The organism is Lysinibacillus sp. NPDC047702 (assembly GCF_050272555.1).
In the GTDB taxonomy this organism is placed as follows: domain Bacteria; phylum Bacillota; class Bacilli; order Bacillales_A; family Planococcaceae; genus Lysinibacillus.
This window is the reverse complement of the sequence record NZ_JBNNMG010000006.1, coordinates 58413-81880: the sequence shown is the minus strand read 5'-3', so window position 1 is coordinate 81880 and position 23468 is coordinate 58413. Positions and strand designations below refer to the sequence as shown.

At 37.9% G+C, this 23468-nt stretch carries 26 protein-coding genes; 1 reads left to right on the top strand and 25 read right to left on the bottom strand.

From position 1 onward, the window contains the following. Positions 1-154 precede the first annotated feature (154 nt). Positions 155-577 carry a single-stranded DNA-binding protein gene (locus ACQKIM_RS05035; RefSeq protein ID WP_427539991.1) on the bottom strand — a complete coding sequence of 141 codons (423 nt, stop codon included), beginning with the start codon at positions 575-577 and terminating at the stop codon, positions 155-157. A gap of 316 nt (positions 578-893) precedes the next feature. Here ACQKIM_RS05035 and ACQKIM_RS05030 point away from each other — a divergent pair, with 316 nt between their 5' ends. After that, positions 894-1319: a YwpF family protein gene (locus tag ACQKIM_RS05030; RefSeq protein ID WP_427539988.1), complete on the top strand. Its 426-nt coding sequence runs from the start codon at positions 894-896 to the stop codon at positions 1317-1319. 94 nt (positions 1320-1413) lie between these two features. On the opposite strand, the gene ACQKIM_RS05025 is transcribed toward ACQKIM_RS05030, so the two are convergent. The 24 genes from ACQKIM_RS05025 to ACQKIM_RS04910 all read right to left on the bottom strand — a co-directional run bounded on the left by ACQKIM_RS05025 (position 1414) and on the right by ACQKIM_RS04910 (position 23382). Continuing rightward, positions 1414-1806, bottom strand: a complete 393-nt coding sequence (locus ACQKIM_RS05025; protein ID WP_427539985.1) for a hypothetical protein — start codon at positions 1804-1806, stop codon at positions 1414-1416. Between the two features lie 108 nt (positions 1807-1914). Next, positions 1915-2298 (bottom strand): hypothetical protein, encoded by a 384-nt coding sequence (locus ACQKIM_RS05020; protein ID WP_427539982.1) that lies wholly within the window; start codon positions 2296-2298, stop codon positions 1915-1917. 165 nt (positions 2299-2463) lie between these two features. After that, positions 2464-2907, bottom strand: coding sequence for a 3-hydroxyacyl-ACP dehydratase FabZ (fabZ, locus tag ACQKIM_RS05015; RefSeq protein ID WP_427539979.1), 444 nt, complete (start codon positions 2905-2907; stop codon positions 2464-2466). Positions 2908-2966: 59 nt separating this feature from the next. Continuing rightward, positions 2967-3251 (bottom strand): DNA-directed RNA polymerase subunit beta, encoded by a 285-nt coding sequence (locus ACQKIM_RS05010; RefSeq protein WP_427539976.1) that lies wholly within the window; start codon positions 3249-3251, stop codon positions 2967-2969. A gap of 44 nt (positions 3252-3295) precedes the next feature. Then, on the bottom strand, positions 3296-4135 hold the full coding sequence (locus ACQKIM_RS05005; RefSeq protein WP_427539973.1) for a flagellar hook-basal body protein: 840 nt from the start codon (positions 4133-4135) through the stop codon (positions 3296-3298). A 24-nt stretch (positions 4136-4159) separates the two neighbouring features. Further along, positions 4160-4993: a flagellar hook-basal body protein gene (locus tag ACQKIM_RS05000; protein ID WP_427539970.1), complete on the bottom strand. Its 834-nt coding sequence runs from the start codon at positions 4991-4993 to the stop codon at positions 4160-4162. Positions 4994-5014: 21 nt separating this feature from the next. Further along, positions 5015-6010 (bottom strand): rod shape-determining protein, encoded by a 996-nt coding sequence (locus tag ACQKIM_RS04995; RefSeq protein WP_427539967.1) that lies wholly within the window; start codon positions 6008-6010, stop codon positions 5015-5017. 374 nt (positions 6011-6384) lie between these two features. Further along, on the bottom strand, positions 6385-6645 hold the full coding sequence (locus ACQKIM_RS04990; RefSeq protein WP_427539964.1) for a sporulation transcriptional regulator SpoIIID: 261 nt from the start codon (positions 6643-6645) through the stop codon (positions 6385-6387). Positions 6646-6859: 214 nt separating this feature from the next. Next, a complete protein-coding gene (locus tag ACQKIM_RS04985; RefSeq protein ID WP_427539961.1) occupies positions 6860-7525 on the bottom strand; it encodes a peptidoglycan DD-metalloendopeptidase family protein in 666 nt (221 codons plus the stop codon). 37 nt (positions 7526-7562) lie between these two features. Next, positions 7563-8462: a stage II sporulation protein D gene (gene spoIID, locus ACQKIM_RS04980; protein WP_427539958.1), complete on the bottom strand. Its 900-nt coding sequence runs from the start codon at positions 8460-8462 to the stop codon at positions 7563-7565. 738 nt (positions 8463-9200) lie between these two features. After that, a complete protein-coding gene (murA, locus tag ACQKIM_RS04975) occupies positions 9201-10514 on the bottom strand; it encodes a UDP-N-acetylglucosamine 1-carboxyvinyltransferase (RefSeq protein WP_427539955.1) in 1314 nt (437 codons plus the stop codon). A 635-nt stretch (positions 10515-11149) separates the two neighbouring features. After that, on the bottom strand, positions 11150-11389 hold the full coding sequence (locus ACQKIM_RS04970; protein WP_427539952.1) for a DUF1146 family protein: 240 nt from the start codon (positions 11387-11389) through the stop codon (positions 11150-11152). A 104-nt stretch (positions 11390-11493) separates the two neighbouring features. Further along, a complete protein-coding gene (locus ACQKIM_RS04965) occupies positions 11494-11901 on the bottom strand; it encodes a F0F1 ATP synthase subunit epsilon (RefSeq protein ID WP_427539949.1) in 408 nt (135 codons plus the stop codon). A gap of 24 nt (positions 11902-11925) precedes the next feature. Continuing rightward, positions 11926-13341 carry a F0F1 ATP synthase subunit beta gene (atpD, locus tag ACQKIM_RS04960; RefSeq protein ID WP_427539946.1) on the bottom strand — a complete coding sequence of 472 codons (1416 nt, stop codon included), beginning with the start codon at positions 13339-13341 and terminating at the stop codon, positions 11926-11928. A 50-nt stretch (positions 13342-13391) separates the two neighbouring features. Further along, entirely contained in the window at positions 13392-14249 is an 858-nt protein-coding gene (gene atpG, locus ACQKIM_RS04955; protein ID WP_427539943.1) for an ATP synthase F1 subunit gamma, read from the bottom strand. A gap of 46 nt (positions 14250-14295) precedes the next feature. Beyond that, positions 14296-15804 (bottom strand): F0F1 ATP synthase subunit alpha, encoded by a 1509-nt coding sequence (atpA, locus tag ACQKIM_RS04950; RefSeq protein WP_427539940.1) that lies wholly within the window; start codon positions 15802-15804, stop codon positions 14296-14298. Positions 15805-15832: 28 nt separating this feature from the next. Then, a complete protein-coding gene (locus ACQKIM_RS04945) occupies positions 15833-16369 on the bottom strand; it encodes a F0F1 ATP synthase subunit delta (protein ID WP_427539937.1) in 537 nt (178 codons plus the stop codon). After that, the gene (gene atpF / locus ACQKIM_RS04940; RefSeq protein WP_427539935.1) at positions 16366-16893 is read right to left on the bottom strand and encodes a F0F1 ATP synthase subunit B; all 528 of its coding nucleotides are present in this window, start codon (positions 16891-16893) and stop codon (positions 16366-16368) included. Before atpF ends, ACQKIM_RS04945 begins: the two co-directional genes overlap by 4 nt. A 173-nt stretch (positions 16894-17066) precedes the next feature. Continuing rightward, positions 17067-17291: a F0F1 ATP synthase subunit C gene (atpE, locus tag ACQKIM_RS04935; protein WP_004269474.1), complete on the bottom strand. Its 225-nt coding sequence runs from the start codon at positions 17289-17291 to the stop codon at positions 17067-17069. A 63-nt stretch (positions 17292-17354) separates the two neighbouring features. Then, the gene (atpB, locus tag ACQKIM_RS04930) at positions 17355-18080 is read right to left on the bottom strand and encodes a F0F1 ATP synthase subunit A (protein ID WP_427539932.1); all 726 of its coding nucleotides are present in this window, start codon (positions 18078-18080) and stop codon (positions 17355-17357) included. Between the two features lie 37 nt (positions 18081-18117). Next, a complete protein-coding gene (locus tag ACQKIM_RS04925) occupies positions 18118-18489 on the bottom strand; it encodes an ATP synthase subunit I (protein WP_427539929.1) in 372 nt (123 codons plus the stop codon). A gap of 537 nt (positions 18490-19026) precedes the next feature. After that, entirely contained in the window at positions 19027-20148 is a 1122-nt protein-coding gene (gene wecB, locus ACQKIM_RS04920; protein ID WP_427539927.1) for a non-hydrolyzing UDP-N-acetylglucosamine 2-epimerase, read from the bottom strand. Positions 20149-20466: 318 nt separating this feature from the next. After that, positions 20467-21096, bottom strand: coding sequence for a uracil phosphoribosyltransferase (upp, locus tag ACQKIM_RS04915; protein ID WP_427539924.1), 630 nt, complete (start codon positions 21094-21096; stop codon positions 20467-20469). 126 nt (positions 21097-21222) lie between these two features. Then, complete coding sequence (locus ACQKIM_RS04910; protein ID WP_427539921.1) at positions 21223-23382, bottom strand: EAL domain-containing protein; 2160 nt, start codon at positions 23380-23382, stop codon at positions 21223-21225. Between the last annotated feature and the right edge of the window lie 86 nt (positions 23383-23468).

Below are 23468 nucleotides of genomic sequence, written 5' to 3'. Positions count from 1 at the left end.
TGAAAACCATCATTGCTGTGCGGTCTTCAGCAATGAACTACAATAATAGGGTATACATCATTCCTTTCTTCATGCATTACGGTGCAAGTAAATATAGGAGAATGGCGGATCAGACAACTTTGTCACTTGCTCCGTATGTAACACATGGCTGCTGCTATACTACTGGTAATACTACCTCTGCCTCTGGTAACACAAAATCCTTCAAGCTTTCCTGCTCATCGGACAGATTTGTAGGCACAATAGCCTCGCCACTATCTCTTGGCTTAAGCTGATAAAATCGGACCTCTTCAACGACTACCTCTGTAATAAAAATCTTCGTACTTTGTTCATTTACAAATGACCTTGATTGGATACGACCATTTGCTCCGATTAATGAGCCTTTCCCGCAATATTTGACGATATGCTCTGCAAGTTTTCCCCATACTGTACAAAGAATAAAGTCAGCATCCACTTCCCCACGATTATTTTTGTAATTGCGATTAATGGCTAAAGAAAAATGAGTTTGCACGCGATTCTCAGATAAGTGTCGTAACACAGGATCTTTTGTTAATCTTCCAACCAGTCCGACTTGATTCATCAATTCACCTCCTTTGCTATTGATGCTCTCATCTTACAAGAGCATATACTGAAATGGCAAAAGTCGATTTTTATCATTTCCCTTCATTTTTAATCATAAATTGGTTATATTAGCATTTTTACCAAGCAAAAATTAAATCAATTCATAGGCTGAATGCTTTTGGCTGTAATTGCTAATGCTATTTCATGAAATATGAAAATTCACAGTTTTTTCTTTTTCAAAATTGGCTAGGAACAAAGCAAAGGTCACTTCATCACATGGTCCAATCGAATGTGTTATACTAATAAAGATGACCGACTTAGGAGGATAATACATAATGAAAACGTTTAAAATGCTTTCCTTTGACCTTGTCACAAAAGATGGCATACAATCATTTCCTTTAGTCGATGGCATTATTATCAATCAGGAAAACAGCCATCAATCATGGATTCTTGAACTTTTTATGGACGGACAATATCGTTCAACCTTTGAACATTTATTAGAAAAAGCCGCTGTCTTTAATGTGCGTGCCGTTATTTCATTTCCAGATAATGAACCTGCCCCTTTCCAGGTTGCCGTACATACTGTTCAAGAAATCGGAGATCATATTTCTGTGCTCTTAAAAGGTACACTTAAAACAAAACGTTCAAAATATGCAGAGCAATTACTTGCAGAGCTTCTAGTGGAAGGCGTTTCTTTAGATAATTTACTGGATCGCTTCTCCCATGATATGAAGAAACGTCCAAAACTTAAAAATGATTAAATTTAACGCTGCTGTCTTTTGCATCGTTATTTTTTCGAGTTATTTTTTGCAGTAAAAAAAGAGTGTTCCATTTCTGGAGACACTCTTTTTATTATTATCGCGTATTCATGTTGTTACGTTCACGAACGTCTACTTTTTCTTCCACAACATTTTCTTTAATAACATTGTCATTTCGTTCAACGCCATTTGCATTTGGTACGTTATTATAGCCATTTGTACCGTTCAAATCAGCGTTTGTTCCTGGTGCTGTAGCTTCAGGTATTACAGTAGATTCGTTAACTGTACCACGCTCAACACCATTCACATTACGATTGTAAACATCGTGTCTTCGAGCAGGCTCTACCACGTCTTCTACTTTGTCCACACCTCGGCGAACATCGTTTTTAACGTTCTCCACAGGTCTTTCTTCGACCGCTCTGTTCCCCCAGTTACATCCTCCAAGGAATAGCGTAGCAAAAAGAATAGTCAAAAATGACATTTTCCACATATTAAAAACCTCCTTTCTTGGGTGCTATGTCAGCAAATACAACGGGTGCATTTGTGATCCTACATAGAGTGCCCGGGAAAGGAGGGAACTATCCGATTTTTGTACAAACTATTTTTGTTTTTCTTTTAACAATTGTTCAATGTAAGCTGCTTCTGCTTTACAGTCATACGTATATTTTGTACCTAGCTCTTTTTGCAATGTCTCGATTGTTTCGATTTGCTTAGCAGTTGGCTCTTCATTTAAAATTTTCGCAATTACTTCATCGATTTTTTGTGCCATCTCTTCATGAAATTCAGTGCTCAGTAAAACATTTGCTGGAATTTTTTCAATCCATGCGGCATTGTCTTGAAAATAAGTCTTCCAGCTAGCAATGAAGTCTTCCATAGAGAAACGCTTTTCATCCCAACCAATACTTGCTAAGTATGATTCAAAAGATGTTGAAATCGAACGTGTAATGCTAATTTTAACACCTGAAGACAGTTCCTTATACATCTATATAATCCTCCTACGTTTTAAAAAAACCTAAAATTACATGTATTTCAATTTACAATCGCTATACGCCATCGCATTTTAGAATATAAATAAACTGTTAAAAAATTAACAGCAAGGACATAATTCGATATAATTATTTTATAACTTTTAGCCTATAAATGCAAATTAAGCCTGTTTTGGCTGTTCAGGTCCTATAGCAAATAGAATATCTGCTTCACAAACCAGCTCTCCATCAACTGTTGCTACACCGTGACCTTTGCCCATTGCACCTCTTAGTTTAACAAACTCTACTTCCAGCCGAAGCTGATCCCCTGGTACCACCTGACGTTTGAAACGGCAATTATCAACACCTGTTAAGAAGGCTAAGCGACCTTTGAATTCATCCGCATTTAATAACGCAACACCACCAACCTGTGCTAGTGCCTCAACAATTAAAACACCAGGCATTACGGGATAGCCTGGAAAGTGTCCATTGAAAAAATCCTCATTGATGGATACATTTTTTAAACCTACGGCACGTTTTCCCTCATCTAATTCAACGATACGATCAACGAATAAAAAAGGATAACGATGTGGTAAGATTGCTTGAATTTGCTCTGCAGATAACATTTATATTCCCCCTCAATTTTAATTAAATTATGTAAACATAAAGGATGGTAAAGAATAAATTATTCTTTACCATTCATAATATCAAATATATGCTGCCATGTTTCTGTTTTAAATATATCCATAGCTTGCCCTTGTCCAATAACACTGTAGCCAAAAATTGCACCTAAAACTACGGCAACAACGACTAATACGAGAACAAGTACAACGCGTAGCCAAATCGGAATCAGCCGTATTTGCACCCATCGAACCTCTCGTTGCTCTCCATTTGAGCGGCGTCCCTTCTCTTCTGGTGGCGTATCGGTTTCTTGTGTCGGCACAGAACGTCGACGTGAATCGTTTGTCATAGATTGTACTCCTCTTCATTCCTTACTAAACAGTAATCATGGATCTAGCGAATTCCATTAATAAGCCCGAGCATTTGGTCTGCTAAAGTAACCGCTCGTGCATTGAATTGATAAGAGCGCTGTGTTTGAATTAAATCTGTCATTTCCTTTGAAAGATTTACATTCGACATTTCTAACGTGCCACTTTGCATGCCAATCTGCTGACGATTTGCACCTTGTAATTCAGTAACAACCTCAGCTTGTGTATATCCGAGCTGAGCTAGATTATCAGGTAATCCAACATATTGACCAGAAATGTGCTCCATCAGCTGTGGCTTTTGAAATTCTGTCACGGCTAAATCTGTACGAATAATATCTCCATTTGGATAGGAAGCCTCTAATACGCCTCCATTACGTACAGCAAAATTTTTCACATTATCTGGTAATGTAATAGCCTGTCCTGTTGCATCAGCTAATGGATATCCATCTGCATTCACAACCATTACTGTTCCATTATTTAATGGTGATAAATAAAAGTCACCTTGACGAGTATACACTGTTTTTGTGCCATTTTCACCATCTGGCATTAAAATATTGAAATATTGTTTTGCTTTATTGAAGGCTAAATCTAAATCGCGATTAGTTGTTTGTAGTGAGCCTTGCTTTTCATTTGATTGAATTTGTCCAAGCATTGCGCCTGAACCGTATCGAATACCTACTGGAGATAGACGCTCTGCTCGATCTTGCTTATCATTATTAAATTGCTGATAAAGAAGTTCGTTGAAAGAAGCCTCTTTTGTCTTATAGCCATGTGTATTGCTATTAGCAATGTTATTACTAATGGTATCTAATTTGTTTTGTAATTGTCCCATTGTATTTGTTGCAGTAATCATTGTACGTAGCATTATCTAACGCCTCCAGTTCGCATATTATACTTTTCCGATTTCATTGACAGCCTTTTCCATGCTTCGATCATAAGCCTGTAGCACCTTTTGATTGGCTTCAAATGCGCGATAAGCTGTCATTAAATCTGTCATCGTGCGACCAGAATCTACGTTTGAGCGCTCAAGATAATTTTGACGCATTGCAAATGCAACACCGTTAGCACCATAAGCAGTTGGTAAGTTCTCACCATTCTCTGTTCGAATTATACCATTATCTTGCTTACGTAGCATGTTCGGATTAGCCGCAAATGATACGCCAACACGCGCTACTTGCTGATTATTGACGTAAATCGCACCGGTCTCATCTAGACGAAAATCATCATTTGGAAGCTGGATGCGTTGACCAGTATCTGATAAAACATACAGTCCTTGTGCATTAACTAAATTGCCTTGACCATCTAACGTAAAATTCCCATTTCGTGTATATGCCTCGCCACCATCCGGATGTGCTAAACGGAAGAAAATAGATCCAGTGATGCCCTCTTCATTTTGTGGTAAATTTCCATCAATCAAGGCCATATCTGTTGAGAAATCTGTATTATAGATTTGACCCTGTATGTAGTTTGGCAATGTTTCCTGCATATAAATCCCAGTATTTAGCGCTCCCACTTGGCTCATATATTGAGAGCCCATTTGCTGCTTGGCAGTTGCATTCGTATTTCCGACACTTGACATTAGCATATCCGGAAATGAACGAATTGTTGATTGATCTGCTTTAAATCCTGGTGTATTCGCATTTGATAAATTATTAGTTAATAACTCTGTTCGTCTTTGTTGTGCAATCATACCCGTTGCAACTGTATAGAACCCTTTAAACAAAGGAATCACCTCATTCTATTTTTATAAGGATGCAGGCACTCGATCAATATTTTCAAGCATAATGCCTGTACCAATTGCTACACAATCCATCGGTCGTTCTGCAATAAACACAGGTACCTTTAACTCTTCAATTAATAGCTGGTCCATACCATGTAGTAATGCACCACCGCCAGTAATAATCACTCCACGATCAATTATATCAGCTGATAGCTCTGGTGGCGTTTTTTCTAGAACATTTTTTGCAGATTGGACAATCATTGCTACTGATTCATGTAAAGCGCGTTCAATTTCCTCAGATTGAATTGTTATTGTGCGTGGTAGACCTGTTACCATGTCACGACCACGAATATCCATAGTATCATTTCTACCGCCCTTAAATACTGTACCAATTGTCATTTTTATTGCCTCAGCGGTGCGTTCCCCAATTAGTAATTTATATTCTTTTTTAATATATTGTAATATATCATTATCAAAAACGTCTCCTGCGACTTTAATGGATTCACTTGTTACGATATCCCCCATTGAAAGAACTGCAATATCCGTTGTTCCACCGCCAATGTCCACTACCATATTGCCACTAGGTTGGAAAATATCCATACCTGCACCAATAGCAGCAACTTTTGGCTCTTCCTCTAAATATACTTTTTTGCCACCGGATTTTTCTGCCGCTTCACGAATAGCTTTTTGTTCCACACTAGTAATGTTAGTTGGACAACAAATTAAAATACGTGGTTTAGTTAAGAATCCTTTTAAGTTTAATTTATTGATAAAATGTCTCAGCATCGCTTCAGTAACATCAAAGTCTGCAATAACACCATCGCGTAATGGTCGAATTGCAGTAATATTACCTGGCGTGCGCCCTACCATTTGGCGGGCTTCTTCTCCTACTGCCAATACTTTATTTGTTTTTTTATCAATCGCCACTACAGATGGTTCATTTAAGACAATTCCTTTACCTTTAACGTGGATTAATACATTCGCAGTTCCTAAGTCAATGCCAATATCTTTCGAAAACATTCTATAATTTCTCCTTCCCGCCAGTTCCCACTACATAACGTTCATTTTTATCCCGCATAAACGGACAGTAGACTCCCACTTTAAGACGTAAGCCAATATAATTGGGAAATCAACTGCCCGTAATAGTCCGGTTAGTTCAACTAATAATCAGTGTGGGATGAGGATAATCCACACTGATTAAAGCTTCACTTTATCTCTTTATCTAGAATATTTTATCATACACTATTGGTAATTTCACCTAAATTTAGTGATTATGGCTGTTTTCTTTTAATTATATGAACAAACATAGAAAACAATAATACGTTTAAAATAATCTTTTAAATTGCTCCATCTCATTCTTTTAAACCTGTTTTCAACAACAAAAAAAGAACGAATCATTCTTGACTCGCTCTTTCTTTCCACTTGTTTTTCGTTGCCTCTCCTCCGCGAATATGACGTACGGCCTTATGGTAGGCGAGAATTTCCTTCACCTGCTCTGCTAATCCTTCATGAATTGTTGGCAATCGCTCTGTTAAGTCTTTGTGCACCGTACTTTTTGAAAAACCTGTCATTTTCGCGAGGACACGCACAGTCTCACGCGTCTCAATCAATAATTCACCGAGGCGTATGCAGCGCTTCCGAATGTGCTCGTGCACGTTCTTCGTCCTTTCCACACAATTTCACAAAATGGCGTTGGCATCAGATGCACGTATGCGCATTTCTTCACCTTATGTAAGGACAAAGCTATTCAGAACACGTTTTACTCTTTCTCGATAAATTGCTGATTATTAATTCCACATAAACAGACAGTAAGTTTCCATATCTCATCGACATCTTTAACTGTCATTGTGGCGAATGGTTTTCCCTATTTTAAAAGGCTAGTAATTTTTTTGGATTCACATATTTTCCGTCTTCAAGTACTTCGAAATGTAAGTGAACGCCTGCTGCTTGATTCCACTCATTGTCAGTTGCTTTTCCTAATGCCTGACCTTGTGTTACTTCATCGCCTTCTTTTACAGCAATATCTTTTACTGAGCTATAATGTGTTTGCTTACCATCTGGATGCTCAATAACAATTTTATTGCCTGTAAATGCATCTAGTTTTACTTCTAGTACTTTACCACTTAAAGCAGCTAGCACTTCAAATTCTTCACCATTCATAGCAAGAGAAATACCAGATGACGTTGTAAATGTTTGATTAAATACCATTAGTGCATTTTCACGTGCCTCTGCATTTGCCTCTACTTCATAAAATTCTTGTAAAACTTGTACTTTATTAAGATTTGCTTCTTTGAATGGGTACTTCATTGTTTCTACACGAGCATTTGTTTCAACTACAGGACCTGGATCTACTTCTGCTAAATCTGGTAATGGAGCCTCTTCTACTTTTGATACGAGACTATTGTAACCAAATAACATACCTGCTAGCATTAGTGCACCACCAGCATAAACTGCCGGCCAAAACCAAGGTTTCTTCTGTAATTGACCTTTTTCATTTTGTTTTTGAGAAGTTTTACTATTTTTATCCTCTCTCATTTTCATCACCTCTAGTTGCAGTGTGAACAACTAGAAGTTATTTTAAACATGCATCTATCTTTTTTATCTCAATATCTTGATAATAATAGTGTAAAATTTCGTCAGTAGTTTTTCCTTCACTTGCCATTGCCTCAGCTCCATACTGACTCATTCCAACACCATGACCATATCCTTTCGTACTCACTTGTATTTTTCCAGTATTAGTATCATAGGAAATTTTAAAATCAGTAGATGGTATTTGCAAAAGTGTTCGAACCTCTCGTCCTGACCATACATTTTTACCTAGCTGTAAGCGTTCAACTCGTCCTGTATCATTAAAAAAATACTGGACGCGTGAGAAATCGCCTACCTGCCATTTATCAGGCCAGATTGTATTCCACTCAGCTAATGTCCATTCCTTGACCGCAGAGAATTTTGGTGAGGATTGATCAGACATACTTGCTACACTTTGTAAATATGGAAGATCATTACCACTATAACCATAGGCACTTTCTGTTTTACCGTTACTGGTAGAATGAAACATAGCTGTAATTAATTGATCATTGTAAAAAAGTACTTGTCCTTTCGTTTCATTAATAGCATCGACAATTTTCTTTTCATTTCCTGGGAAATTGCTAGTCCAATTCGCTTTCCTTTGCTCTTTATTATAAAAAACTTGTTTAGCAACTGTAGGAGCAATTGCTTCTCTACCATAATTTGTCGATTTTAATGCATATGTTCTTGCTGCAATAGCCTGTGCTTTTAAAGCCTCTTTTTTAAATGAAACAGGCATTTCAGCAGCCACTACACCCGTAACATATGTTTCTAAAGGGATTTTCTCTTGTTGTCCCTCCACTTCAATAAATATTTCACAAGCATTATCTGTTGTTTGCACTGACTCCTCGATAGAACGTTTCTCACTAAATGCAACAGGGAGCACATATAATGTCCCTATCAAACAAATGATCCCTACACTCATTATCCATTTTTTCATAAGGAATAATATGCTAAAACTCATCTAAATATGTGAATCTTAGCGAAACAATATATAATCGACTAGTATCGAATAACTTATTTAAGAAGGTTATTGCAAGTTATTATTTTTTGTTCAAAGTCAGCTAGTTTATCTTCCAAATGTGAAAGATCACTTCTTGCTGGCTTCAATCAATTTCGCCTTGGCGTAATTGTAGCTGTCGCTTCGCTTTCGCACAGATAAACAATGCGTCCGGATTTTGAATTGTGCCCAGGCCTGCACGAGGGTCGACACGATGTCGATCATTTCGGTAATGCCACAGGACGTGGCGGTTTTACCGATGCAGGTCAGTTAGCCGTTTTCGCAGAATGCGAAGGTTTTAGGCTAACATTCTTTTATTCATTCCTTTGTAAATCCATGACATCCGCCAGAGGCTTTAGGCCAACAGATGATTTTTATGCGAAAGCGTAGAGCTAACATAGCGGCAGCAACATGATGTTGGTCACTCAGGCGTTTTCACAGGAAGTGAAGTTCTTAGCCTGAGTTCCTCTATTTCAGTAGGTATTTGGACACCCACTGAAAAGGAACCAAAACTACATTCATCTCACCATCTGTAGAGGTGGGAGTCTCTGTATCTGCCGCTATGCTTTCGATACAAAAAACATTTGCTGAATGAAGATAAAAAAACCCTCTGCTTATAAGCAAAGGGTATCAAGCAACTATTTAGTTTGTTGGTAATTCCACAGTAGATTTCTCTTTTATTACAACATTTTCAACTGGTACGCGTTCGATATTGGCGCCAAGTGCTGCCAATTTTTCATGGAATTCTACATAACCACGGTCTAAGTGATGAAGTTTTGTCACACGTGTCACACCTTCAGAGACAAGGCCTGCTAAAATAAGTGCAGCCGCAGCTCGTAAATCCGTCGCCATTACCTCAGCACCTTGAAGATTTACAGGTCCCTCTATAAAGACAGAGCGTCCTTCGATTTTAGCACCAGCATTCATGCGACGGAACTCCTCAACATGCATAAAGCGATTTTCAAAGACTGTTTCTGTAATAATACTCGTACCTTCAGCTGTTAACATTAAAGCCATCATCTGTGATTGCATGTCTGTAGGGAATCCTGGATGTGGCATTGTTTTAATATCTACAGCCTTTAATTTATCGGGAACACGTACACGAATGCCTTCATCTAATTCAATGATTTCAACACCCATTTCACGCATTTTAGCAATTAATGCTGTCATATGCTCAGGGACTGCGTTTTCAATCGTCACATCCCCTTTAGTGATGGCTGCTGCAACCATAAATGTACCAGCTTCAATACGATCAGGAATAATATGATGCTCTGTTCCATATAATGTTTCGACACCTTCGATACGAATGGTATTCGTACCTGCTCCAATAACTCGACCACCCATACTATTAATAAAGTTTGCAAGATCTACAATTTCAGGCTCTTTCGCTGCATTTTCAATTACAGTTGTACCCTGTGCCAATGATGCAGCTGTCATAATATTCTCTGTTGCACCTACACTAGGGAAGTCCAAATACACATTTGCTCCTTTTAAACGACCATTTACTTTTGCCTCTACATATCCGTGACCAAATGAGATTTTTGCTCCCATTGCTTCAAAGCCCTTTAAATGTAACTCAATTGGGCGAGAACCAATTGCACAGCCACCCGGTAAAGCAACTCGAGCATAGCCATTGCGAGCAAGTAATGAACCCATTACTAAAATGGATGCACGCATTTTGCTTACATATTCAAATTGAGCTTCACTAGAAAGTTCTTTTGTTGCATCTATATATACTGCATTGTCTTCTGGTATATATGTAACTGCTGCATTTAAACTTTTAAGTACTTCATTTATTGTAAAGACATCTGCTAAGTTAGGGACTTCTTTAATTACATTTTCTCCCTCAGAAGCAAGTAAAGCCGCCGCTAGGATTGGTAACACTGCATTTTTTGCGCCCTCTACACGTACTTTTCCTTGTAGCTTTTGACCACCAGTCACTATTATTTTTTCCACCCTATGTCCCTCCGAATTTAATCTATTAAGCTATCAAAAATTTTATTTAAAAAAGAAGTATAATGTCATAATCAGTAAACAAACAATTCTATAGTACAACTTTTCCAACGCTCGTTCAAGCATCCAAATCACTATTTTAAGCCATTTATTAATATTTTGCTATTTATTTATTGTACGCATGAAATTTTATTTTGTGAATGACCAATAACATGGAACGAAAGCGTTATTTTCTAATACATACCCAAAGATTTATGTACAATAAACAAAATCTATTGAATGTATAATCCATCTTTTTTACATATTTCAAAGGACCACATAAAGTAAAACTCCAATTAGTAGGGGTTTTCCTTATCCTCAGAACGCAAGCTAAGTACTCCTCATCCTGCGGAAATGCTTGTGTGACCAACATCGTGTTGGCCGCAATCGGGCTTTTACGGACAGTCAATCTCCCACTTATATTTTTGGCTTCACATAAATCTTGAAGTGGGAGTCCTGTACCTGACGCTTCGTTTACGATACAGATAAATTATTGCCCGTTTATGCGGGATAAATTTTGTTATAAAGCCCTGTGAAATATGTATATTCATTTTTAGCATTTTAGGATAGTCATAAGGTGCTATACGACGTAAGACGTATTAGAACAAATAAGGAAGCTTACCAGACCAACTTGACACCTGGAGGAAAAAATTCGAAACAGTTGATCCAATCGCAATACTCAATAATATATAAATCAATTGAATTTGAAATACTTTATTTTTCTTAAAGATCTTCTCAAGCATAAAAGCTTGTAGCGCATAAAAAGTAATAGCGATAAAAAATATATGAGAGAAAATACCCAGCAAAGCTTCTTGTCCTATCGATTCATATAATTCCATTATAATCCCTCCGTATTCATTAAGCTCCATTATCCCATTTTCTTTAAAACACTGAATAATGTTAAAAAACGGGCAGATGTTGAATCTGCCCGTTAAAATTTGAATTAGATATTACCCTCATGAACGTTGATACGATTCAACGCACGTTTTAATGCTAGGTCAGCACGTTTGAAATCAATGTTGTCTTGTTTACTTTGAAGACGCCCTTCAGCACGTTTAATGGCTTCTTTAGCACGTTTAACGTCGATATTTTCAGCAACTTCAGCAGAAGGAGCTAAGATTGATATCTTTTCTGGACGAACTTCAATGAAACCACCGCTTACAGCAACAATATCAGTTGAACCGTTTTCTTTTTTAAGCTTCACTGCACCAATTGCAAGTGGAGCAACCATAGGAATATGGCCTGCAAGAACACCGATTTCTCCAGAAGTTGTTTTAGCGATTACCATTGATACTTCAGAATCGTATACTGGGCCGTCGGGAGTGACAATATTGACTTGAACTGTCTTCATATTTTTTCCTCCTCGTCCCTAGTATTAAACCTCTACGCCCATGCTTTTCGCTTTTTCAACCACTTCATCAATAGAACCAACTAAACGGAAAGCATCCTCTGGTAGGTGATCCCATTTGCCATCAAGGATTTCCTTGAATGAGCGAACAGTTTCTTTAACAGGTACATAAGAACCTTTTTGACCAGTAAATTGTTCCGCAACGTGGAAGTTTTGAGATAAGAAGAATTGAATACGACGAGCACGTTCTACTGTTTGTTTATCTTCATCAGATAATTCATCCATACCTAAGATAGCAATGATATCTTGTAATTCACGGTAACGTTGGATTGTACGTTGTACTCCAGTAGCTACTGCGTAATGCTCAGCACCAACGATTTCAGGTGATAATGCACGAGAAGTCGAAGCTAGTGGGTCAACCGCAGGGTAGATACCCATTTCAGATAATTTACGCTCAAGGTTAGTTGTTGCATCTAAGTGGGCGAAAGTTGTAGCCGGAGCCGGGTCAGTATAGTCATCGGCTGGTACGTAAATCGCTTGAATAGAAGTTACAGAACCTTTGTTCGTAGATGTGATACGCTCTTGTAATTTACCCATTTCAGTAGCAAGTGTTGGTTGGTAACCTACCGCAGAAGGCATACGACCTAATAGGGCAGAAACCTCAGAACCTGCTTGAGTGAAACGGAAGATATTGTCGATAAATAAAAGTACGTCTGCACCTTGCTCATCACGGAAGTATTCCGCCATTGTAAGACCCGTTAGAGCTACACGCATACGTGCGCCAGGTGGCTCATTCATTTGACCGAATACCATTGCCGTTTGCTTAATAACGCCTGAATCGCTCATTTCAAAGAATAAGTCGTTCCCTTCACGAGTACGCTCACCTACACCAGCGAATACAGAAATACCTGAGTGCTCTTGTGCGATATTGTTAATTAATTCTTGGATTAGTACCGTTTTACCTACGCCGGCACCACCGAATAGACCGATTTTACCACCTTTGATGTATGGTGCTAATAAATCTACTACTTTGATACCTGTTTCAAGGATTTCAACTGTAGTTGAAAGTTCATCGAAAGTTGGAGCTTCGCGGTGAATTGAATCACGACGAGCATCCACAGGAATCTCTTCACCTAAGTCGATTACTTCTCCTAGTACGTTAAATACGCGACCTAGAGTAGCTTCACCAACTGGTACTGAGATAGCTTTTCCTGAGTCTGTTACTTCTGCTCCACGTTGTAAGCCATCAGTAGATGACATTGCAATTGTACGAACAGAATCATTACCTAAATGAAGTGCAACTTCTAATGTTAGAGTTGTTGCTTCTTCATTCGGACGTGCAATCTTAACAGTTAATGCGTTATAGATTGCTGGTAATTGGCCGTTGTTGAATTTTACGTCAACAACCGGACCCATTACTTGAATAACATGTCCTTTATTCATTACTGTGTACCCTCCTATCGTATTCTTATACGACATTGGGAAGCTTTAGCCTATTCTAAGGCTGCAGCTCCACCAACGATTTCTGTAATTTCTTGTGTAATAGCCGCTTGACGTGCACGGTTGTACTGCAATGAAAGATCTGAAATAAGATCAGAAGCATTATCCGTTGCATTTTTCATAGCCGTCATACGGGAAGCATGTTCACTTGCTTTTCCGTCTAAGATTGCGCCGTATACTAAGCTTTCCGCATATTGTGGAAGAAGTACTTCAAGAATTGCTTCACCAGATGGCTCGAATTCATAAGAAGCATTTGTGCTAGCGGGTGCAATATCAGTTAATGGAAGAAGTTTTTTCTCTGTCACATCGCTTTGAATAGCACTTACGAAGTGATTATAGTACATATAAAGCTCATCATATGTACCATCAATGAACATACCAACAGCATTACGAGCGATTTCTTTAATATCAGCGAATGTAGGTTGGTCTGGTAGAGCAACAACACTGCTGACAACATTATGATCACGTTTTACAAAGTAATCACGAACAACACGACCTACTGCTAAAATCACGTATTCGTCTTTTGATCTATGACGCTCGTTAATTGTACGTTGTACTTGGCGAAGGATACTTGAGTTATAAGCTCCTGCAAGACCACGGTCAGAACCAATGACTAAGTAAGCAGTCTTCTTTACAGGACGAGCTGTTAACATTGCATGCCCACTGTCTTTCGTACCTGCTGCTATTGCGCCAACTACGTCCTGGATTTTTTCCATGTAAGGAACGTAAGCTTTAGCGTTTTGCTCTGCACGACGTAACTTTGAAGAAGAAACCATCTGCATCGCTTTCGTAATTTGCTTAGTACTCTTTGTAGAAGTAATACGACCTTTTATTTCGCGTAAGTTTACCACTGGTATTTCACCACCTTCTGTTTTTTAATCAAGTGACTAGTCGATCTTATTCTGATTTAGCGAATGTTTTTTTGAATGCACTGATTGCTGCTTCATAATCCGCATCAGGAGCAAGCTCTTTAGTTGTACGAACATGATCTAAAACATCTGTGTGGTTTGTATCTAACCAGCTTAAGAATTCAGATTCAAAACGAACGATATCTTGTACTGGAATATCATCTAAATGACCTTTAGTTAATGCATAAAGAATAGCAACTTGTTTTTCTACTTTTAGTGGTTTGTTAAGGTCTTGTTTAAGAACTTCAACCGTACGTTTACCACGCTCAAGTTTAGCAAGTGTAATTTTATCTAAATCTGAACCGAATTGAGCGAATGATTCAAGTTCACGGAATGCTGCTAAGTCAAGACGTAGCGTACCAGCAACTTTTTTCATCGCTTTAATTTGAGCAGATCCACCTACACGTGATACTGAAAGACCGGCGTTAATCGCTGGACGTACACCTGAGTTGAATAAGTCAGATTGTAAGAAAATTTGTCCATCAGTGATTGAGATTACGTTCGTTGGGATGTATGCAGAGATATCCCCAGCTTGTGTCTCAACGAAAGGAAGAGCTGTAATCGAACCATTTTGATATGTTTCATTTAACTTCGCAGCACGTTCAAGTAAGCGGCTGTGTAAGTAGAAAACGTCACCAGGGTAAGCTTCACGACCTGGAGGACGACGTAGAAGAAGTGAAAGTTCACGGTAAGCTGATGCTTGTTTAGAAAGATCATCATACACGATTAATACGTGCTTACCTTGTAACATGAATTCTTCTGCCATAGATACACCAGCTAATGGTGCTAGGAATAATAATGGAGCTGGTTGAGAAGCAGAAGCTGTCACAACGATTGTATAATCTAAAGCACCATTTTTACGAAGCGTTTCTACTACACCACGTACAGTAGATTCTTTTTGACCAATTGCTACATAGATACAAATCATGTTTTGGTCATTTTGGTTAAGAATTGTATCGATAGCAACTGATGTTTTACCAGTTTGACGGTCACCGATGATTAACTCGCGTTGACCACGACCGATTGGTACTAATGCGTCAATCGCTTTAATACCAGTTTGTAGTGGTTCGTGTACTGATTTACGAGCCATTACACCGAAAGCTGGGCTTTCGATTGGACGAGATTTTGTAGTGTTGATAGGACCTTGTCCATCCACTGGTTGACCAAGTGGGTTTACAACACGACCAATTAGTTCTTCACCAACTGGTACTTCCATGATACGACCTGTACGACGAACTTCATCGCCTTCTTTGATGTCAGTGTATGGACCTAGGATTACGATACCAACGTTACCTTCTTCTAGGTTTTGAGCCATACCCATAACACCGTTAGAGAACTCTAAAAGCTCTCCAGCCATGGCGTTGTCGAGGCCATGAGCAAGAGCAATACCGTCACCAATACGGATAACTGTACCAACTTCGCTTACTTTAAGTTCAGATTCATAATTCTCAATCTGTTGTTTAATCAGACTGCTGATTTCTTCAGCCTTGATGCCCATGTATGTCACCTCTCACATTTCTAAATTATTAACCGATTAATTCACGTTTTAAGCGCTCAAGTTTGTTCACTACTGAGCTATCATAAATATGATTACCGATTTGAACACGAATTCCACCAAGAAGTGATGGATCAATTTCGTTTGTAATGTTTAATGATTGTTTACCAACAAGTTTCGCAAATGCTGTAGAAATTTTTGCGCTTTCTTCAGCCGAAAGTTCACGAGTAGAGAATACTGTTGCATCTGCAGTACCTTGTGCCTGTGCAGCTAGCTCAGCGTATTCTTTTGCAATTAGCTTAACTTCGTTTACACGCTTTTTCTCAACAAGTAGTTGAATTGTGTGTAAAACTTCTGGCGTTGAACCAGCAAAGATTTCAGCTAGCATTTGTTTTTTACGTTCGATAGAGAACTTAGGAGCATTTAAAAGTGTTAAAAAATCTGGAGATTCTTTTACAACCTTAGTTAGCTCGTTTAAGTCTGCCCCAACTTCAGCAAGAATGTTTTTTTGTTGCGCTAATTCAAATAGCGCTTGAGCATAACGTTTTGCTACAGTTGAATTACTCATTGAGCTTCCCCTGCCTTCGCAATCGTCTCTTCAATAAGAGCACGGTTGTCTGCCTCAGAAATCTCTTTGCTAAGGACTTTAGATGCTGCAAGTACAGATAATGAAACGACTTCATCACGTACAGCTGCAATAGCTTTTTCTTTTTCAGACTCAATTTCACGTAAAGCCGATTCTTTTAGGCGGTTAGCTTCATTGCGTGCTGCAGTAAGAATTTCTTCTTTTTGTAGTTCGCCTTGCTTCTTAGCGCCTTCAACAATCGATTGTGCTTCTGTACGAGCTTCCTTAAGAAGGCTCTTTTGTTCTTCTAAATATTGGTGCGAATCTTTGCGCGCTTTTTCAGCTGCTTCAATTTCACTAGCTACTAATTCTTCACGTTGTTGCATGATGCCCATAAGTGGACCCCAAGCGAACTTTTTAAGTAACGCCATTAACACTAAGAAAATAATTAATGTAGCAGCAATGTCACCACCATTGAATAATTTATCTTCAGCGGCAGCACCTAGTACAAGATAATCTAAAAACACGATTGTTTCACTCCCTTCAAGAGCTTTGTCTTCAACATTATTTAATTACTTGAAAAACTACCTATTTTAAAAAGCTATATTTTCACATAGCTTTTATCTGTTCCAAAATGAAGGGCGAAGTTTCATCTGGAGATTCCTGCTTCGCCACTAGTAAAATTCAGTGTTCAACTGAATTATTTGTTCATTACGATGAATGCTACTACTACTGCGATGATCGGTAGGGCTTCAACTAATGCAACCCCGATGAACATTGTAGTTTGAAGAACGCCACGAGCTTCTGGTTGACGAGCGATACCTTCTACTGTTTTTGATACGATAAGACCGTTACCGATACCTGCACCAAGTGCACCTAAACCGATTGCGATTGCTGCTGCTAATAAACCTAATGAACCTGTCATTTGAAAATTTCCTCCTTGGAATTGTTTGTTTTTGTGGTTTAAGCATAGAATATATGCTTTATATTAATGGTCATCGCTCACTTTATGAGCCATGTAAACCATTGTTAACATTGTGAAGATAAAGGCTTGGATTAAGCCGATGAAAATAGAGAAACCTTGCCATGCCATCATTGGTACAATTGCACCAACAACACCAAGTACTGTTCCAGATGTAGCTAAACCTGCTATTAATGCAAGTAATATCTCACCTGCATAAATGTTACCATAAAGACGAAGACCTAACGTTAATGTGTTGGCAAACTCTTCGATAATCTTTAGTGGGAACATGAATGACATTGGCTTGAAGAATGTACCAACATAATGACCTGTACCCTTCATTTTAACACCATAGTAGTGTGATAATACTAAAATCATTGCTGCAAGCGTCATTGTAACTGTTGGGTCAGCTGTTGGTGATTTCCACCATAGCGTGTGGTCATAGATGATAGAGAATGGAAGACCTAGTAAGTTAGATACTGCGATAAACATAATAAGCGTAATACCTAAAATATGGAATCGTCCACCAGTTTTCCAGTCCATGTTGCTTTTAATAATATTCTTTACGAAATCCATAATCCATTCCATAAAGTTTTGCATACCAGTTGGTTTTAGTTTTAAGCTTCTAGTTGAAATAAACGCAATTAAAAATACAATAACTGCGGCAACTAGTAACATCAACACTGTAGATAGATTAAATGTTATTGATGTAAATCCTAAATCTAAAGTGCGTAACGGAGCTTTGTGATCCATTGTTATTTTTTCACCTCTCTTTCTAATTTAAAGCACATTAGCGGTTCCTTACATGTGATACAATTCTCTCGACAAAGAGAAAAATGTACGGAATCATTAGCCCAATAACCGTGCTAATTAAGTGAAAATAGTTTGGCAACGAGATGGCTATAGCGACTGCCGCCACACCTGATGCAAAGCGAAGCGCAGTACCAAGTGAGCCTATTTTCTTCCCTTCACTAATGGACCTGTCAAACTTCTCCATACGACGAACTAATATCCAAAAATTATACGTACCAAAGAATGCACCGATTGCGATGCCCGCAAATACCGTTTGATAAGGCGTAAAGCCCCAGCCTAGTGCGCAGAGTGCGAGCAAAAAAAATAACGCTCTCTTCTGCATAGCAAAAATGTGATGCAAATCTAGCATTGGTTGTAATCTCCTGAATCATTTTTTCGAGTAATGAAAACGTTTGCTGACCACCATGTGAAATCAGAAAAGAGCAGTGAAAAACACTACTCACAGCGGAATAGTAACGGGAGAGTCATTTCAATTACAGGTGTAAATTCCTAAAAATGCCTTACACCCCTTACTTATTTCGGTAAAAAACCGAAACGCACAAAACGTTGCAAATCGACAGCTTTTATTTTGAACTGTCAATTTAGTAGAAACTTGATATAACAAGTGTTTCAACGCCTATCAGCGAATAGAAACCCTTATCATTCTTACCCTTTGTAAGCATACAATAGGAGATATTTGAAGTCAATTAGTAAAGGAGAAAAACTTCACAGCCACTATACTCTTGTCAAATTGTTGACAAATTTGTGTATGAAAATTCATAGATTCAAAATGAATTTTCGAAATTATGCAAAAAAAAGCTAATTTACGACATGATTTCGCTCGTAAATTAGCTCACCCATTACAATAGGTACAATAGACTCATTTTTAACATTATAAAATAGTACATTAATTGCTTTTATACAAAAAATCCAAGAGAGCTTTTACAATTCGCTTAGAGGCATGCCCATCACCGTAAGGATTTGATGCTTTTGCCATGGTTTCATAGGCATTTGTATCTTCTAATAATTCTTTTGCAAGAGAGTAGATTGTTTCTTCTTCTGTTCCTGCTAGTTTTAAAGTACCCGCCGCAATACCTTCTGGACGCTCTGTAGTATCTCTTAGCACAAGAACAGGCTTCCCTAACGAAGGTGCCTCTTCTTGAATACCGCCAGAATCCGTAAGTATCATATATGAGTTTGCCGCAAAATTATGAAAATCGAATACTTCAAGCGGCTCAATTAAATGTACTCGTTTATGATCCCCTAAAATATCATTGGCAATCTCACGTACAGCTGGGTTCATATGCATCGGATACACAACTTGTACATCTTCATGCTCTGATAAAATTCTCGTAATCGCACGGAACATATGGCGCATTGGTTCACCCAGATTTTCACGACGATGCGCTGTTAATAAAATCATGCGATCCTTACCGATTTTCTCCAATACAGGGTGTGTGTACTGTTCACTTACAGTTGTAGCTAATGCATCAATTGCTGTATTACCTGTTACAAAAATAGTCTCTGATTTTTTATTTTCATCTAATAGATTTTTCTTCGATACTTCAGTTGGTGCAAAATGAAGATCAGCCATGACACCTGTTAATTGGCGATTCATTTCCTCTGGATAAGGTGAGTACTTATTCCAAGTTCGCAGACCAGCTTCCACATGACCAATTGCAATTTGGTTATAGAATGCTGCTAGACCTGCAACAAAAGTAGTTGTTGTATCGCCATGTACTAAAACAATATCTGGCTTAGCCTCTTTCATGACTTGATCCAAACCATGTAATGCATTCGTCGTCACGTCGATTAATGTTTGACGATCCTTCATAATATTTAAATCGTAATCAGGTACGATTTTAAATGTTTCTAAAACTTGATCTAGCATTTGGCGATGTTGAGCTGTTACAGTCACAATCGATTCTATTTGCTCAGGATGTTTTTGTAATTCTAATACAAGAGGAGCCATCTTAATAGCCTCTGGTCTTGTTCCGAAAATCGTCATTACTTTCCACTTTTTCGTCAAAACGATTTGCACCGTCCTTTATTTTATTGTATGAAAAAGTGTTTATCCCCGTTGAATTGCGTTTATCTTCATTCTGAATGAAGATAAAGCCTCCGGCGGATGTCACGGATTTTCAAAGGAATGAATTGTGCAGGCACAATTCAAAATCCGGACTCAATTACGCCAAGGCGAAATTGATATCGCAAACGCCGAACTTCAAGTGGGAATCACCTAAACATACTATGAAACGTCCTTCAATTATTGAAGGACGTTTTCAAATTTTATAAGTTGCCTAAAAAGCAGTCATTCCCATTGTGAAAAACACAAGTGAAATCTTCCTTATTTCGTACCGAATAAACGATCTCCTGCATCCCCTAAACCTGGCACAATATAGCCATGGTCATTTAATTTCTCGTCAAGAGCAGCAATGTAAATATCGACATCAGAATGTTCTTCTTGAATTGCTTTTACACCTTCTGGGGCAGCGATTAAACACATAAATTTAATATTTTTCGCTCCACGTTTTTTCAGTGAGTTAATAGCCTCCACTGCTGAACCGCCAGTTGCAAGCATTGGATCCACAATAATGAAGTCGCGTTCTTCTACATCTGCTGGAAGCTTTGCGTAATATTCAACAGGCTTTAATGTTTCTGGGTCACGATAAAGACCGATATGACCTACTTTTGCCGCTGGGATTAGCTTTAATACACCATCTACCATCCCGATTCCTGCACGTAAAATTGGGACAATCGCAAGTTTTTTCCCAGATAGAACTTTTGTTTTTGCTACAGTGACAGGTGTTTCGATTTCGATTTCTTCCACTGGCATATCACGTGTAATTTCAAATGCCATAAGTGTGGCTACCTCATCAACTAGCTCACGAAATTCTTTTGTTCCCGTATTCTTATCACGAATATAAGTTAACTTATGTTGGATTAGTGGATGATCAAATACATATACTTTGCTCAAAGGGATTCTCTCCTAACCGTTCGGATTTCATTTTTATCTCACCTAGTATAACAGAAAAAAGGAGTCGTCTCAAAAATAAATTTGGGACAACTCCATTTCTAGAATGTTACTTACATATAAGAGCGATTATTCATCTAGTATTTTATCTAATTGCTCAATAGGCATAGGTTTATAATAAAAATATCCTTGTCCCACAGTACAACCAAGTGCACGTAATATTTCAACCTGCTCCTCGTTTTCAATTCCTTCAGCCACCGAGGTCATCCCTAGATTTAAAGCCAATTGTATAATAGAACGGACAATTGCAAGCGTAGCTGCATCATTAATAGCATTGATGAAGCTTCGATCGATTTTTAATTCTGTAAATGGCAGTCTTTGTAAATAGCTTAGCGATGAAAAACCTGTGCCAAAATCATCTACTGATGTTTTAAACCCATAGCTCTTCAATTCCTGGATGATGGCGAAGGCTGATTGAAAATCGACTAAGCCAATATTTTCTGTCACCTCTAATATGATATAGTTTGGATCAATATCATATTGCTGAACTAAATTTACAATGTCTTGAACAAAGTGAGCATAATAAAAATGATCTGGTGAAATATTTACCGCTACCCTTACTAAATTTTTCCCCATTTTCTTACGTTCGGCTAACCATGAAAGAACCATCTCTAATATTTGAATATCAATTTCTCGCACTTTTCCCGCATTTTCTGCAACAGGAATAAAAACTGCTGGTGACACAAAACCAAGTTTTGGAGAAATCCAGCGAGCAAGTGCTTCAATACTTTGAATTTCTCCAGTACGTAAATCAACCTTTGGCTGTAAGTTTACAGATATCTCCTTGTTTTTTAACGCTTGTGCCAAATGATTTAACACGGTCATTTGCTGTTCAAGGACATCATTTCTTTCTTGGGTAAAAATTTCCATATGGGTACCTGGTTTATTAGCTGCAAAGGATAGTGCATTGTCTGCAAAGCGAATAGCATCTGCAATTTTTATATCATCATTATAAAAAGCAATGCCTGTTTTCAATGTTATATAGATTTGCTTTCCACCGACGATAAAAGGCTGACGAATGATTTCTTTAATACGTTTCTCATAATTTTGAAAAGTAGTTTGAGATGTCACACTTGAAAGAATTAAACTAGTACTTGTGAATCTAGCAATATATTCATAATACTCATCTTTGTCTTCATTTAAACGTTTTGCAATTTGTCTTAACAGCTCATCTCCTGCTTCCCGGCCATATAGCTCAACAATTTGAGGAAATTCACTTGGTTTTAAGATTTTAATATAACCGTTTTGACCACGTTCTTTATCTTTCTCTACTTTATTTAAGAAACTGTGTCGATTTGGTAGCCCAGTAGTTATATCCATATAAGCTAAATCCCATATCATTTTCTGTGTCTTTGCATAAGAATACGCCAGCGCCACCAATGAACCAATTTTACCAAACATGTTTTCAAAAAACTCTTGGTCACTAGGATGAGGCTTTAAAAATATTGCAAACAACCCTATTGATTGCTGTTGTTGATTTCGTATCGGTACAAACCATCCAGCTGTCTTTTTAGAGGCATTGGCAAAGTTTTTATGTTCTAATGGAATATCAATATCATCCAAATTTGTGGCGAAAATAGATTTCCCCTCTTGTATAACTTGGTCGTAAAGATTTTTGCTTTCACAGCGTTCTGACATCCCTTTTACTTTACTATTACCTGTAAAAACTTGTAATTGATTTGATTCTGCTTTAACTAGCACCATACTTACAATATTCGGCATAAAAAATTCATCTAAACCACTACAAATAATGCTCATCTTTTTATCAAAAGGATTGTCCTTTTCGATTGCTTCATACATAGCTTTTTCAAGGCGCATTAAAAAATCTTCAGTGTGGTAATACGTAACGTCCTTCACAAGTAATAGTACATATAATGTTTCATTTTTACTATTTTGAAATGGCAGCGCTTGTATTTCAGCCCAAAAAGGGGGTTTGTCCAAGCAATTATGGTGTAATTTTGCTTGTACCATGACCCCGCTATGTATTTTCTGCTTAATCATTTCAATAGATGCTTGCTGTTCCTCATTTGATAGCAATGAAAAGTAATCATTATCTGCAATTTGTGAATGTGTAGTGTTTGTTAGCGCACAAAAAGAATCGTTACATTCCAATATTTTATGATTATTTTTCACATCAAAAATAACGTAGCTTTCTTTTGAATTATCACCTAATTTACGAATTGTGCTTAACAATATTTCATTTTGTATGTCCATCAATTTATTAACCATCCAACCCCTCCCGTCTCTATCACTTCTTCTTTCTTACATTGTACATAAAAATTCAATAAATTGTCACTTTTATAAAAATTTCTTCT

Coding starts and splice junctions, on each gene's coding strand:
- ACQKIM_RS04925 (WP_427539929.1), bottom strand. CDS start 18,489: ATGCTAGATTTGCATCACATTTTTGCTATGCAGAAGAGAGCGTTATTT.
- ACQKIM_RS04970 (WP_427539952.1), bottom strand. CDS start 11,389: ATGGAATTATATGAATCGATAGGACAAGAAGCTTTGCTGGGTATTTTC.
- ACQKIM_RS05020 (WP_427539982.1), bottom strand. CDS start 2,298: ATGTATAAGGAACTGTCTTCAGGTGTTAAAATTAGCATTACACGTTCG.
- atpD (WP_427539946.1), bottom strand. CDS start 13,341: ATGAATAAAGGACATGTTATTCAAGTAATGGGTCCGGTTGTTGACGTA.
- atpE (WP_004269474.1), bottom strand. CDS start 17,291: ATGACAGGTTCATTAGGTTTATTAGCAGCAGCAATCGCAATCGGTTTA.
- atpB (WP_427539932.1), bottom strand. CDS start 18,080: ATGGATCACAAAGCTCCGTTACGCACTTTAGATTTAGGATTTACATCA.
- atpA (WP_427539940.1), bottom strand. CDS start 15,804: ATGGGCATCAAGGCTGAAGAAATCAGCAGTCTGATTAAACAACAGATT.
- ACQKIM_RS04995 (WP_427539967.1), bottom strand. CDS start 6,010: ATGTTTTCGAAAGATATTGGCATTGACTTAGGAACTGCGAATGTATTA.
- ACQKIM_RS05005 (WP_427539973.1), bottom strand. CDS start 4,135: ATGCTACGTACAATGATTACTGCAACAAATACAATGGGACAATTACAA.
- ACQKIM_RS04985 (WP_427539961.1), bottom strand. CDS start 7,525: ATGAGAGAGGATAAAAATAGTAAAACTTCTCAAAAACAAAATGAAAAA.
- ACQKIM_RS05010 (WP_427539976.1), bottom strand. CDS start 3,251: ATGACAAACGATTCACGTCGACGTTCTGTGCCGACACAAGAAACCGAT.
- ACQKIM_RS05025 (WP_427539985.1), bottom strand. CDS start 1,806: ATGTGGAAAATGTCATTTTTGACTATTCTTTTTGCTACGCTATTCCTT.
- ACQKIM_RS05035 (WP_427539991.1), bottom strand. CDS start 577: ATGAATCAAGTCGGACTGGTTGGAAGATTAACAAAAGATCCTGTGTTA.
- fabZ (WP_427539979.1), bottom strand. CDS start 2,907: ATGTTATCTGCAGAGCAAATTCAAGCAATCTTACCACATCGTTATCCT.
- ACQKIM_RS04910 (WP_427539921.1), bottom strand. CDS start 23,382: ATGGTTAATAAATTGATGGACATACAAAATGAAATATTGTTAAGCACA.
- ACQKIM_RS05030 (WP_427539988.1), top strand. CDS start 894: ATGAAAACGTTTAAAATGCTTTCCTTTGACCTTGTCACAAAAGATGGC.
- ACQKIM_RS04945 (WP_427539937.1), bottom strand. CDS start 16,369: ATGAGTAATTCAACTGTAGCAAAACGTTATGCTCAAGCGCTATTTGAA.
- ACQKIM_RS04965 (WP_427539949.1), bottom strand. CDS start 11,901: ATGAAGACAGTTCAAGTCAATATTGTCACTCCCGACGGCCCAGTATAC.